Raw genomic sequence first — 13,584 nt, forward strand, 5'->3', positions numbered from 1 at the left:
TCCGTTCACTCATTGGTAAGTTCCAAAGTACTGGAATTCACCAGAGGCATTGAATGCCGCCCCCAGGAATCTGTCATTGTACGTCGTATTGCTAATTACTCTGGTACCACCATTGAAGACACCTTTGTTAATGGGCTGAACATCCGCGTGCGGATCCGTCAAGATGCCGTCGAGAAGGTCCTGACCGGCACGGTTGAGCTCCTTGCCAGGGACCTGGGGCAGCTCTCCTCTCGCCATGTGCTTCTGATAGGAGCGACCTGCCTGCGTCAGGTTTCCCTGGTCCGGTCGTTGCCCGGTGGCCGACATGGAGTCGACCTTCGACGGCGCCACTTGGGCAGGCGCCGGCGATGCCGGGACCGCGCTTGGAACTGGAACCGGCGGGATCTTTTTGTTGCCGCCGTGAACGTCGAGCACTCCCGGCTCACCTTCTGGCCCGCCAACGCCCCTCGCCACGCCGAACACTGAAAGCCAGTTGATCACCTGTTCCACGACCAAGGCGTTCATGGTGCGCTCGAGCTCGGTGGCCCAGGCCTCAGCGCGCATCTGACTTTCAAGGCCACAGGGAATTCCCGGACCGCACCAAGTGTGCCCCCAGTCGTTCACTGGATTCGTCGCTTGGACTGTGACCTCCGGCGCGACCCCGACACCGCTACAGCTCGGTCCCGATGGTCCATCGGCGCAGACCAGGGTGTCCTCCGGCGTCGCGGTGCCGTCGATGGACGGCGTCGCCTCCTCGGTGCCTCCGGATCCGAAGTCACGCTCATACTGACGCTCGTAGTACCGCTCCATCTCGCTCTCGAACCGCTTGCCACCTTCTGGCGAGTCCGGGTTCATTGGCGAGATGCCCCAGGCGCCTGAATTCCAGAACATCTGCGATGCGTTCACGAACCCCCAGACGTGATCGGGAAGGGAGCAGTGGCTCATACACGATTTGAATCCGCTGGGGTCGGTATAGCGGTGTGGATTGTTCGAGACATAGGTGTAACCGTTCCAAGCCTGGGTGGCATTTGCTCCGTCGACGTTGGGGTCGGGGGTGAGGAACTTCCCGAGCGCCGGGTCGTACATTCGCCCGCCCATGTTGATCAGGCCGGTGTCGCGGTCGTCCTCGTGCCCGGTGTACCCCTGATCGACGGTCGCCGGCTGGATCCCTTGCGTGTATCCGGCGTCGCCCAGCCGCCAGTCGGGATTGCGCAGCTTGCCGAACGTGTCGTAGCTGCGCGCTTCCCTGACGGCGGCCTTGAGACCGCCCGCCAGGTCATCAGCCGTCACAAGGCTCGTCGTGCCCTGTCGATCAGCATGCAGGTGCAACGTCGGCTGTTTCGCGACATCGGCCTGCCCGGTGACCTGGTCGTACTCCAAGGCCGCGACGGTCGCACCGTCAGCCTGCACAAGTAGCCGATGCTGTGTCTTGGCCGCCGTCGTGTGCCGCTCGTACAGACCCGGCACGGTGGTCACGATTTCCTTCGTGGTCTGTTTCCGCGCACGCTCGCCGTCGGGGTAGTAGAGGAACGTGGAGTCACCGTTCTTGGCGGAGAGGGACTTCGACGGAAGGTTGAAGTCGTTGTAGGTGACCTGCTCGCCCGGGCGTGCGATCTGGTTGCCGACCGCGTCGTAGCTGAACGCTCGGTTACCGAAGATTCCGCCTGTTACAGACGTCGCCAGCGTGGGACGCGCCGGATCGTAGCCGTAGGAGCCGCGGCGCTTGCTCTTGGTGAGGTTGCCAAGCTTGTCGTAGGCCCAGTCGTCTGTCTGCTGAGTCACCGGCTGCCCGCTCGACAACGTGTAACTCAGGACCTGGGAGGACACCCGGTTCAGTGCGTCATAGCCGAAGAGCTCACGCTGCAGGCCGTTGTTCGGGTCGCGGCGACTCCGCGCGGTCAGGTTACCGGCCAGGCTGTAGGAATACTCCTCGTTGAACAGCTCACGGGACGGATCGGCGTCCGCCTCGGACGTCGTTACCAGCAGATCGCGGACAGAGCCTCGCCAGTCCAACGTGCGACTGGTCTTCGTCCCGTCGCCGGACTCATGGGTCACGAGTCGGTCCTGGGCGTCAGTGCCCTTCGCCGTCCAGATCGTCGCGGCCTCGGCGGCGGGTTCGGTCACCTTGACGGCGCCAAGACGACCATTGCCGCCGTACTCATAAGCCACCAGAGCACCAGCAACTTGTCCTGGCAGGGCCGGGTATCGAACGCCGGTGACCCGGTTCTGCGCGTCGTAGTCGTAGCCGATTCGGAAGGTCTCCTCCAAGTCCTGGTCTTGCGGATCGTTCTGCACCGGCAGCGTGTACTCCGCCGACGAGAGACGGCTCATGCTGTCGTAGGTGTTGGTGATCGAGGTGGACTCACCTCCGTCAAGAAGAACTGCCCGCATCAGTTTGCCGTTGTGTACGGCAGCACCGCCGATGCTGTCGTAGAAGAAGTTGGAGTGACTTCTGCCGATGCCGTTCTGGGTCACCGACCGTTCTACGACACGTCCGACCGCGTCACGCTTCGTTGTCGTCAGGCGGCCGAGAGCATCGGTACTGGTCACCACTTCGCCGAACGCGTTGAACGTGTTGACTGTCGTTCCACGCTCGGAGTCCTTGCTCGTCAACTGGTGGCCCTGAGCGTCATAGGTGAACGTCGAGGTTGAGCCGCTGACACCTTCTACAAAGGTCTTGGTGAGATTTCCGAACGGCCCGTACTCGTACTTGCGTGCGGTCTCCGCACTGCTGCCGCCGCCATCGACGGTGCGCGTCGTCTCACCGCGGGCATTGCCGAACGTCTGCTTCTTGCGCCCGTCGGCATCTGTGTAGGAGACGTTCAGATTCTCGTAGGACCAGGTCTGCAGCCCGCCTGCCGGATCCTTCTGCGAGACCGGCCGGCCCAAGTCGTCGTAGGTGTACGTGACCTTCTCCGGTGACGTCGTGGCACCCAGAGGTCTAGGCAGCGTGGTCGAGATCAGGCGTCCACGACTGTCGTAGCCGGCCTCGCGAATGCGCATTGTTCCGTCGAAGCCCTTGAACCGCTCGACCACGGCACGGCCCAGCCTGTCGGTCAGCACCTCGGAAACCGCACCCGTGCCGAGGGTGATTCGTGCCTTGCTCAGGACCTCCTGGCCAGAAGGCTCAGAGGAGTACACGACGTTCGTCTGCGCACCCGCCGGTGTCCGGGCCTTTACAGTCCTGCCGAGTGTGTCGTAGGTGAAGTCGCTGCGCAGCCCGTTTGCGTCGACCAGCACCTTGCGCAACCCCGTCACCTGATCGTGTCCAGTGCGCACGATGTGACCGAGCGCATTCATCATGGCGTGCGGATAACCGTACGGGTCGTACACCGCTGTCGCTTCCACGGACTCACCGGTCTTCTCGTCGAGGGACTCGATCCGTATAACGTTGCCCTCGGCATCATGACCGAACGTCTCGACCAGGACGTTCCCGCCAGGCAGCGACCCTCCGGAGACCCGCCGTTGCACGACGAGCGATGTCAGCGGCTTGTATTCGTACTCAGTGATCCGGGTCTGCGCTGAGTCCACTCCTTCGTGCCGCGTGTCGGTCGTGATCACCTTGTCCGCCCTGGAAACCAGCCATTCGGCGGTGTCGACGTCAGGTATCACCTCCGTAGTGGTAGTGCTGGCAGATCCGCCGGTGTCGCTCGTGTCCGAGACGAGGAACCTGGCGTTGCCGTACTCGTCCATTCCGCTGACGGTTTCGGTGACAGTGACGTACGGAGCCTTGCCGAGACTGTCGAAGTGCGCCGGCGTCCAGTCAGCGTGGCAAGGGACACACGACGCGATCGCGTACTCGTAGGTGCGTTCCTTGGTCAGCGTGACGTACGGGAAGTAGCTGCCTGCCACCGTGGACCGATCCTGCCACTCAAGATTGGTTCGCTGCATGGCGTACTTGCCTCCAGGCAGCGCGTTAACGGTCCAGGTCTCGACCGGCCGCGGGTCCTTCTGCGGCACAGTGTTGGAGTAGAAGGTCCGCCGCAGGCCCGGGTCGTAGCCGCCGAAGCCGCTCTTGTCGTGTACTCGGATCTCCGCGAATCCCAGGAACGCACGTGCCTTCTTGTCCAGTCGACCGGCGCGATACTCATACCTCGCAGTGTTCTTCACTGAAGGGTTGTCATGGAGTCCGGCGTCGGTGAGTAGCTGCTTCACCACGTAAGTGCCGCCAACCATGCACATCTGGTACGGAGTGCGCGGGCACGGACCTCGGTTGTAGACCTCGGTGTCGGACAGCGTGGAGTAGGTGATGCTGACACTCGCCGGCGTCGTCGTCGTCAGGCTGCCCTCGGTCACCTTCGTCAGCAAGTCCTGTTTGACAAGCGCCGGCCCGCTGTCGGTGACGGTACGGCTGCCATTGTGCAGCCACAGCTTCAGCGCGGCCGGACCTGTGGCCGGCCGGTCCACGAGCAACAGGTCGTCGTGACCATCGCCGTTGGCATCAACCACACGCTCCTGCTTGACCAGCGTGTCAAGTGCCTTCGGAGCGAACGAGACGACCTGCGGGGTGACCGACAGTGTGACACTGCCACTGGTGGAGGTGGCTGCCCGCACCACATCCATGCCAGTGAAAGCAGTCCCGCCCCAGTGCGGCAGCAGCAAATCCTGTCGTCCATCGCTGTCGTAATCGAAGACCTTTGCCGCCTTCAGGGACCCCGGTTTGAAGACGATGCTCGTTGCCTCACTGACGGAGAAGCCAAGACCGGTGTTCAGCTGGTAGAACAGGCGGCCTTTGTCATTCGGAGCGACTCCGTCGTTGACCACGTCGAGGAGGCCGTCTCCGTTGAGATCGAGGAACAAGGAGTCGGTCTTGAGCAGCGACGCATTGAGGTTCCTGGTGTACTTGACGCCGGGCGTAGGTGCGGCGGGATCGGAGAGACTCAGGTCCCCGCTCGGGTTCTTCTCCCACAACAACTCATCGCGGCCATCACCTTCGAGGTCGAGCACCACCGCCTTGTCCGGCGCGACATTGTCCAGCCACGGCACGACCGTCGGCGCGCTGAATGCCTTGTCGTCGAAGGGCCGCGTCGCCGGATCGCTGAACGGACCGGTGTTGTCGATCTTGGGGTTCACCTCTCCGGTGCGGCGACGGAACTGCCACTGGTAGTCCGGAAGTGATGTGCTCTTCGGGTCGCGGTACTCGAGCACGTCCTGATAGCCGTCGCCGTCGAAGTCCCCCAGCAGCGCACCGGAGTTGCTCGCGGAGTTGTTCAGTAGATTGAAGCCCCCGTAGAACGTCGTCTCGGCCATGCGATGCACATCACCCGGACGCGACAGGATCGGCCGGTACGACGTGATCGCAGCGCTGCGCGGCATCAGATCGACCATACCGTCGATGTCGTAGTCCACCGCATACGCTGTCGCGGCCCTCTTGAACGGGTTGGCGACACCCTCGTGCACCACGCTGTAACCACCGAGCGCGCTCGCATCCACGTGCTTCCATACCTTCTTCTCGCCCAACTCGTTGCCTTCCGGCCAGGCCAGGTCGGTTCGGCCGTCGCCGGTGAAATCGGCAGTGATGAGCTGGCTCTCATCGGACGAAGGCACCAGCGAGGCGCCCGTCGTCGACGTCTGGTTCACCGGCGCCTCGAGGCCCTCGTAACCAGGCGACCAGGAGAAGACTGTCGGCAGCTTGCACTCGGTCTGGACAGTTCCGCATTCCTTCAACCGCCACAACTTGCTCGCCTTGCCGACGCCGAGGTTCAGGTACTCGAGCGAGTATGAGCGCGCCTGCGCCCACCCCGCGATCGCCCCCTTGTAGCTGCTCATCGTGATCGATGTGAGTCGCTTCGTGCTCTCCCGACGCTCACCGAGAGCGAAGCCAAGCAGCCGATCGGGGCGAGTTTCGTATCCGAACGTCACCTCGCGGTCCAATGTTGAGCCGTGGCCGTAGGCGATACGGCTGATCCAGCGCTCGACTTCGCTCAGCACCGACGCGGACCGGTACCGCACCCCATAGCTGTACGTGATCGTGTTGCCAGACCGGTCCGTCGCCTTCGACAAATTCCAGGCGATGTTCGCGTAATAGCCGGCCGGCCCGTCCACATAGACCTTCGCTGTCGACTCGCCGGTCAGGCCGTACTCCTGGACCGTCCCGTCCGGGAGCCATACCTTGAAGTGGGTCGGCCCCTCGGCGTCGGCGCTGCTCTTGTAGGAGCGGATGCGCACATGAGAGTCCGGCTTGGTCCGATACTCGGCACCGTCCGCGCCGTACGTGCCGCTGACCGGAACCAGCCGCTTCCCACCCAGACAGAACCTGTCTGTGCTGTCGAGTCGCACCCCCATCGCGATGCCATCGTCCACGACGGTCTTCGCACAACGGCTGATCAGCGCCAGGCCGGACAAGGTGAAGCCCTTGCCGAGCTGAGAGTTTCCTCCACCACTGCGATAGCTCAACGACAATCGTGGCTGGAATCCACCTCGTCCCGGCACTACCTGCAGCGGGACCTCGTACTGGGCCTCGCCGTTCTCACCGACCGTGAACGATCCTGAAGTGCCTCCCATCGGTGTCGAGGTCGCCGACACTGTGGCCGTCTGGCTGCCGACCGCGATGGGATCGTAGTTCGGCTGCGGTAGCGGCCCGGTCGTGACGATCGCATCCGCGTGGGCGGAGCCCGCGACAGTGCCCACCGTCTGCAGTGTGGCCATCACGGCGATGACAAGGGCACATGCAAGGCTGGTGATTGAACGCTTGCGTTGGAGACGCTCCCACAGGGGCTGAGCCGGAACGAGCATCGAACGTCCTTTCCGATGTCTGATTGCGTGCGTCGCGCACGCCAACACAGGAGTACGAAGATTCCGGCGGTCTCGGATCTCCAGTTCCTCGAAGCGTCTCTCTTGTCATTGGGCCAGCGGCCGTTGCCCGCCGCCGGACGAGCAACTCTCGTGGGGCAACGGCCGCCGCGTGCAGTGCTCGGATCGCGCCGGCCGCCTAGCCCTTGGCTGCCCGGATCGCCTGCAGGGTGAGTGAAGCAATCGCGTCAGGAGATCTGGTGCCCACATCGATTCGAACGACCGGCGTCGGGTCAAGATGGGCCAGCAGATCCGAATACCGTGCGCGCTCCTCAGGATCAGCCATCAGGTCACGGTCTCCTGCACCGTCGCGCTTTTCGGCCCGGCGCCTGGCTGTCTCAGTTGCAACGTCCAGGTGGACGATGAGATCCGGCAGCTCGCAGTTCAGCAGATTCTGGAGAGCCTGCAGCCGATCGGCGAGCCGGAGTGAACTCAGCCGCGCGAGTTCGATGACGAAGTCCCGAGGTTCCAACGCACGTCCGAGCCTTCGAGCCTGAGCATCTGCCCACGCAACGATCTGCGGTCGCCCGACCGCATCGATCATTCTCAGGAACGGCCGCATGTCGCCGAAGGTCAACCGGTGGCCCGACACAGGTAGCTCAACTGCCGCGTCGACCAGCGGATGCTGGTCGGCTATGACGACGTCGGGTGCGTACGCGTCTGCGCAGAACCTCTCCATAGGGCCGAACATACATAGCTTCAGATAGGAGGTCAGGAGCTTCAAGTCGGCGCTGTCGCACCTGTCGGCGAGCGCCGAAGCTGCCTCCAGGCTCAGCGAAAGATCCCACAACGGACCTGTGACCGATTCGTGGCTCCGCACACCGGACAGCACCATCCAGCCTGTCCAATCACGGAGAAGCTTGGCGGTAGTCGACTTCCCGGCACCACTGGTTCCCACCAACGCCACTCGAAAGGGTTTCATCGACACCTCCATCGCGACCGGCGGAATCTGCGGCCGGCCTGTTCGTCTCCCTACGAGTACGAAGCTCCGCTCAGCATTGGTTCGTTGCCGCGATGAACTAGGGGTGGGCGGCGGCGCACACCAGTGGACTCTTCTCTGGTGCCTGCAGCCCTTGGATGTACCCGGCCAGCACCTCGGTCACCGCCGCCTCCCACAAAGCGCGTTTCGACGGTGCCGCTTGACCCCCGGCGCAGTTCACGGGGCAACCAGGGCCGATCGTGCGGATTGCGTTCAGCTCGGCACCCGGAGCCTGATCGCATCTAGTTTGCACCGCGCGGACTCGAGCGTCGGGTGACCCCGGTTCACCGTCGAGACCAGGATCGCGACGCAGCGCTCGAGATTGGCCTCGGCGGACTGCATCCGAGCTTGCGCCAGCTGGACGCACGCGAGGTTGTGCAATGTTGTGGCAAGCTCAGGATGCGTTCCACCGAGCACGCGCTCCTTCATGACCACGGCCTCCTGAAGGCGGTCCGACGCTGCGTCGGTGTCACCGAGCACAGCATGAGCGCTCCCCAGATTGTGGAGCACCACCGCGATCTCATGGTGCGCCGGACCGTACGTGGACGCATATACAGCTCGTACCTCGTTCAATAACTCGAGAGCCTCCCTGGGTCGACCAACATCGACAAGGATCGCGGCAAACGCCGCTTGATCCCGCGAGAGGGCCAGCGAGTCCACCGGCTGCAGGCGCAAACGGACGCGGATCCCTTCGCGGGCGAGCTTCTCGGCCGCTTCGAGTTCACGTCGCGAGTGCGCCAAGCCGGCGAGGTTGTGCAGGAGATCAGCTGCCTGGACGCTCTCTCGAAGGCGGTGTGTGTCGAGGATTCGCAGAGCCTGTCCATACAGCCGCCGGGCCTCGTCCAGATCTCCCGTGTACTTCATGGCGATTCCCAGCTCGTTCAGTGGTGCCACCAGCTCGATCTCGGCCCCTGCCCGCTCCAGCACCTCGCGCAGTACGGCGATAGCCTCACGGTACCGGCCGGCTCGTCGCAGATCCCTCCCCTCGATCAAGCGACTCACAGCTGGAGCAACACCTCATTGTGGTTCGTCGAAGAACTACCGACCGGGTCCGCTGCCTGTGTCAGGTCGACATGCGCGGCATCCGGCAGCAGGACCGCTGCAGACGCGCCGCCAGCCAACCCGAGAACCGCCAACAGGCTGGCACAGATCGTCCGCCAAGCTACCTTGTGAGTCATCGCCATTCCTTTCGTCATTCCGACTCCACGACAAGCAGTACGCCGTACGCCGTACGCCGACGCATGGATCACTCGTGGCGCCGCGGGTTGCCGACGAGCAGCTGCCGCGCCGTGCGCTCCAGCCCGCACTGCTGTCCGAGAAACCTGTTGTCGCGAGGCAGCGCACGCGGATACCGTCCGGATGTTCGATATAATCGACATAACGTTCAGTATTCCGGAGGGACGCGATGCAGATCCGGACGTATCTCGACGACACCTATGCGGAGCAGGTCGATACAAGGGTGATCGCCACGGGACATCATGAAGGGCGCCCGTGGGTAGCCGTGGAACACTGCCTGTTCCATCCGCAGGGCGGCGGCCAGCCCGCGGACCGGGGATCCCTGGAGGACATCGAGGTCGTCCCCGTTTGGGACCACCGGTTGGGACTGGTTACGGTGATGTCCGCGTCCGCGAGCGCCGGTTGGCCGGAGTTCGCCAAGGGGCAGGCGGTGCGAGCACGAATCGACCTGGACGCGCGCATGGCGCACGCGGCACTGCACACCGCCGGACATCTGATCGATGCTGCCGGCCGTGCACAGGGATGGGAGCCGGCTGGAAGCAACCACTTCCCCGGCCAGGCGCGCATAGAGTTCACCACCCCGCAAGTGGATCCACGATTGACCGAGCCCGAAGGCCGCCAGGAAATACTGACCGAGCTGCGGAAAACTGTCGCGGCTGCGATTGCGGAGAGCCTGCCCGTGACCGCGGCTGTAGACGAGCAGGGCCGGCGTGCGGTCTCTCTGGGTTCGCTGCATTCCGCTCCATGCGGCGGCACCCATGTGCGCCGCCTCGGTGACCTGAGTGACGTGGATCTGTCGACACTGAAGGTCAAACGCGGCCGCATCCGCGTCTCGTACTCGGCAAGCCACGAGTCACGCTCATGACTCCGTCACGAGGCCGCACCACCAGCAGCACTGCCGAAGCGGTCGGAGCGCAGATCCGCAAGCGTCGGGAACAGCGTGGGATGACCGGCTCCGAGCTCGCGCGTCGGGCGGGCCTGAGCAAGGCGACACTGTCGCAACTGGAAGCCGGCAGGGGAAACCCGACAATCGAAACACTCGACGCGCTCGCGATAGCTCTCCGGATCCCGTTGAACGATCTGCTCACCCGCGATACCGATCCCGGCCCGGTCCTCGTGCCTGGCACCGACCTCGCCCAGAACGAGGTCAGCCGCGAATTGCTGCGCCGGATCAGCAGCGGGCACAGCCTCGAAATCTGGCGGCTGCGGATGCCGCCTGACACCGAGTTGGCAGGAGTTCCACACGCGACCGGAACCGTGGAACACCTACTCGTTGCCACGGGGCATCTGACCGCTGGCCCTTCAGAGGGGCCTCACCCGCTTGCACCGGGCGACCTGCTCGCCTTCGCCGGCGACGCCCCTCATATCTACCGCACCGGCACCGAGCCGGCCGACGTCACCGTCGTCATCGCCTCGCCCATCGTCACCTGAAATCCCCCACCATGACTGCGCTTTCGGTCCTTTCACCAGCAACAACATCACGGTCGCCGGGATGCGCGAGGTCTTGCCGCATTCACGATCTGTTCTGGTGATCTTTGAAGCACGCGCCGGCGAGCAACTAACGGCCTCGCATATCGCTTGAGCGCGAGCAGGGTCATCTGGCCCCGCCCAGACCATCGGATCGGGTGCACGTTCTGGTAGCGCTCTTCGCGGACGGCGTACGGAGACCTCGGCCGCCCATCATGTACGTCTCCTGCTGTAGCCCGCGGTCGTCGAACCAGCCGCGGGGGTTGTGCGGGAAGGTCAGCATCGTTAGGTGCGCGACCCCGAACTCGTCGACCAGACGGAAGAATCTGCTCTGTTCGTCGACCGACGGCGCTCCAGGACCGAGGCTATTCAGTACACCGTTGCGGAGTGCGTCAAGTTTCTCTTGCTGGTGTGTTGCCTGGGCGGCGCGGGTTGCATTGATCACCGCGTCGGTGAAGATCGGGTCATCGGCCAGCTGATCGAAGGTCAGGCCGGAGCCCTGTTCCTGCAGCTCAGTGACGGTATCGGCCAGATCTTCGAACCATTGCGTCATTCGTTTGTTGTGGGTCCATCCCATCGCGACCGCGAAGGCGACGGCCAGAGGGCTGCCGACCACCGGAATCATGCCTGCCGCGCCCTCGACGGTCGCTTCGACAACTTCCCGGGCAGTGGTCTTCTGGGGCGGCTTCTCCATGCTCTCCTCCTAGCAGCTCAAGCGGGTTCGAGAACAAGATCGCCTGTCGCTGCTGGTGACACGTCCGTCCACAACGGAGATTGGCTGTCAGGCGCTCTACCCGAAGTCCAGGCTTGCGAGCACGTCTGTGTCACGTGGGGTGATCCGAAGACACTCGAGCGGTCTGGTCTTGGTGGGATGCACGACCTCGATCCATTCCTTGCCTCCGAACTCCGTCAGGCAGCGCGGGATGGAGCGCAAGTAGCGCTGGTTGAAGCCCGCGAAGTACGGCGTAACGGGCTTGTCGACATCCACGCCGTGCAAGTGGCCGAGCCTTGGATTGACGCCGCAGCTCTCCCAATACCGGAGGACTGCGATGCCTGCGCGGAACAGCGGGCTGGATGGCGCCCAACGATCCTCAGCGTGCTCCATCGCGAACCGGCTACGGACCGAACCCTCTTCGAGCGTAAGTCGCTCGAGGCCGATCGCTCCCTTGTCGAGCGCGTTGCACAACACCTCACGGTCGGCTCGTGGAATCCAGTCCTCCAGACCTTCGAACTCCGGCAGCATCGCGTGACGCGGTGCCCTGCCGGCGGTCGGATCGGTCGGGATCGCTCGGAGCCGCTGCCGCGCGGTCTCGACCGAGTCACCGACCCGCCACAAGACGATCGGGCTGAGTTCAGCTGGATCACCGTATTCGAAGACGAGCTGACAACCACGGCGTCGCCCGATCAGCTCTTGCCGGAACACGCTGTAGGGATCTCGCCCGTAGGACAGACAAGTGACAAAGTGCGAGACCCAACGTTCGTCCGTATCCCGCGTAATCAGGAGGTCGACGTCCTTGGGTTGCACCGCTCCGCGCGCGAACGACCCGAACACGGCGACCTCGCGCACCAGGCTGAGTGGCCACTCCGTTTTCCCTGCGTCGAGGTGATCGAGCATCACATCGACCAACGCGATGGCCTTCTCACGCTCCATTCCCAACCGCCTCCCCCAACTCAGGGAACGACTTGCCCAACGCGACCAGCCGGAATGCCTCCATCTCGCGCACATGTGCGGCGTGAACCAACGGAGCTATCGCAGCCCGTACCGCGGCCTTGCAAGCGCCATAGCCAAGCTCGTACACCGGATGCCCGTCAGCCGGCGCCGGGTCATCCGGCGCGATCCCCGACTGAGCACACAACATCCGCGCAGTCGCACGCGCCAGCGGCCGCACCGAGGTATACATCGGCTCGTTGAGCAGAGCCTTCAGATCCCACAAGTCACCCCGATCTGGACCATGGACCTGCAGAGTCCGGTCGCCGTCACGTTCTCGCGACAACGGATCGAGGGCGTTCCTCATCGATTCGCGACGCCACACGAAGCCGGCAGTGTCGAGGGCGACCAAGCCGTACTCTGCCAGCATCTCGACCGCAGGCTCCGCATCGTCGTACCGCGCAGCACTCTGGTCGGCGTACTCGTCCACGACCTTGTCGAGCCGGTCACGCCACTCGAAGGAATGCGCGCCTGTCGGCCAGCCCCGCAGAAAGCTGTCCGCGTCGACGATGACCGGGCGACCGGGAAACATCTTGGCGGCCTCAAGAAAGCCGGTGTCGACGTACCACGCCGCAGGCTCGACCCGGCCGAGCCAGTCAGCCAGGCGGAAGAACACATCCCGCTTCGGACGGTTGCACGCCGCGGGTATCGCGAGATGCAGCGCCGCCGGGCGCAGGTCGACGTCGACCGAGTCATACAGATCACGGCCCCACGCATCGAGCAGCGGTGAGTAGTAAGTCGCACCGCTGTAAACCTCGGCCGGCAGATTCAGCGCCTCCGCGTACGCCTGGCTGAACGGATGGACCCGGTCGCCCTTGTCCTGCTGCTCGTCATCGGTCAGGACCATCACCCGGCCCGTGATGGTCCTGTGGAACGGCACCGGGAGCTTGCCGTTCTTCACCCAGTTGTACGCAGTACGACGCGGCACGCCGTTCTGCTCTGCCCACTGCGACAGCGGAATCGGAGGAGTCATGATTCGAGTATGGCACAAATGGCACAGTGCCAAACATGACACGCCGCGCCAATTTGGCCAACCCTCTGACCGGCCTGTGCACGCACGACCCGGCCCGGCAGCGAGCGCTTCCACGCCAAGCAGCTCATCCAACGTCGCCCGCTGGTCGGTCTCTTCGCCACTTGAGGCGCTGCCCTCCGCTGCGCACCCTCATTACGCCTGCGCCTCGACCTTGCCCGTCGTACGACGATCCGCCGAAGCACACGAGCAGCTTGTGGGTACGGCGCCGCGGCCGATCGGGCGCCTCTTTCCTTCAGCTTGCGAGTGCCTTCCTCCGCGGAGGAGGACAGCACTCCGAGCGGTCGTAGTCGCGGACAGCTGCTTTGACCTTCTCCCCCAGCACCCGCACACAGGTGGTCGACAGTGCCGGCCGTTCTACGAATCCGCCGGCCTCGGCGCCGAACAACGCCG

The 13,584-nt window shown here is 64.0% G+C and carries 8 protein-coding genes; 2 read left to right on the forward strand and 6 right to left on the reverse strand.

Annotation, left to right across the window (positions count from 1 at the left end):
- Window positions 1–9 precede the first annotated feature (9 nt).
- The 3 genes from E0H50_RS13670 to E0H50_RS13680 form a co-directional block, all read right to left on the reverse strand.
- Window positions 10–6,714: an RHS repeat-associated core domain-containing protein gene (locus E0H50_RS13670; protein WP_131287824.1), complete on the reverse strand. Its 6,705-nt coding sequence runs from the start codon at window positions 6,712–6,714 to the stop codon at window positions 10–12.
- 196 nt (window positions 6,715–6,910) lie between these two features.
- The gene (locus E0H50_RS13675; protein ID WP_131287827.1) at window positions 6,911–7,693 is read right to left on the reverse strand and encodes a nucleoside/nucleotide kinase family protein; all 783 of its coding nucleotides are present in this window, start codon (window positions 7,691–7,693) and stop codon (window positions 6,911–6,913) included.
- Between the two features lie 270 nt (window positions 7,694–7,963).
- On the reverse strand, window positions 7,964–8,752 hold the full coding sequence (locus E0H50_RS13680; protein ID WP_131287830.1) for a tetratricopeptide repeat protein: 789 nt from the start codon (window positions 8,750–8,752) through the stop codon (window positions 7,964–7,966).
- A gap of 403 nt (window positions 8,753–9,155) precedes the next feature.
- Between E0H50_RS13680 and E0H50_RS13685 the strand changes: the two genes are divergently transcribed.
- Complete coding sequence (locus tag E0H50_RS13685) at window positions 9,156–9,851, forward strand: metal-dependent hydrolase (protein ID WP_131287833.1); 696 nt, start codon at window positions 9,156–9,158, stop codon at window positions 9,849–9,851.
- Window positions 9,848–10,417 carry a helix-turn-helix domain-containing protein gene (locus tag E0H50_RS13690; protein WP_131287835.1) on the forward strand — a complete coding sequence of 190 codons (570 nt, stop codon included), beginning with the start codon at window positions 9,848–9,850 and terminating at the stop codon, window positions 10,415–10,417. Before E0H50_RS13685 ends, E0H50_RS13690 begins: the two co-directional genes overlap by 4 nt.
- A 163-nt stretch (window positions 10,418–10,580) precedes the next feature.
- Here the strand turns inward: E0H50_RS13690 and E0H50_RS13695 are convergent, their stop codons facing one another.
- The 3 genes from E0H50_RS13695 to E0H50_RS13705 all read right to left on the reverse strand — a co-directional run bounded on the left by E0H50_RS13695 (window position 10,581) and on the right by E0H50_RS13705 (window position 13,134).
- A complete protein-coding gene (locus E0H50_RS13695) occupies window positions 10,581–11,147 on the reverse strand; it encodes a hypothetical protein (RefSeq protein WP_131287839.1) in 567 nt (188 codons plus the stop codon).
- A gap of 96 nt (window positions 11,148–11,243) precedes the next feature.
- The gene (locus E0H50_RS13700) at window positions 11,244–12,104 is read right to left on the reverse strand and encodes a nucleotidyltransferase domain-containing protein (RefSeq protein ID WP_131287841.1); all 861 of its coding nucleotides are present in this window, start codon (window positions 12,102–12,104) and stop codon (window positions 11,244–11,246) included.
- On the reverse strand, window positions 12,094–13,134 hold the full coding sequence (locus E0H50_RS13705; protein WP_165547112.1) for a hypothetical protein: 1,041 nt from the start codon (window positions 13,132–13,134) through the stop codon (window positions 12,094–12,096). Before E0H50_RS13705 ends, E0H50_RS13700 begins: the two co-directional genes overlap by 11 nt.
- Between the last annotated feature and the right edge of the window lie 450 nt (window positions 13,135–13,584).

The organism is Kribbella sindirgiensis (assembly GCF_004331435.1).
GTDB lineage: Bacteria > Actinomycetota > Actinomycetes > Propionibacteriales > Kribbellaceae > Kribbella > Kribbella sindirgiensis.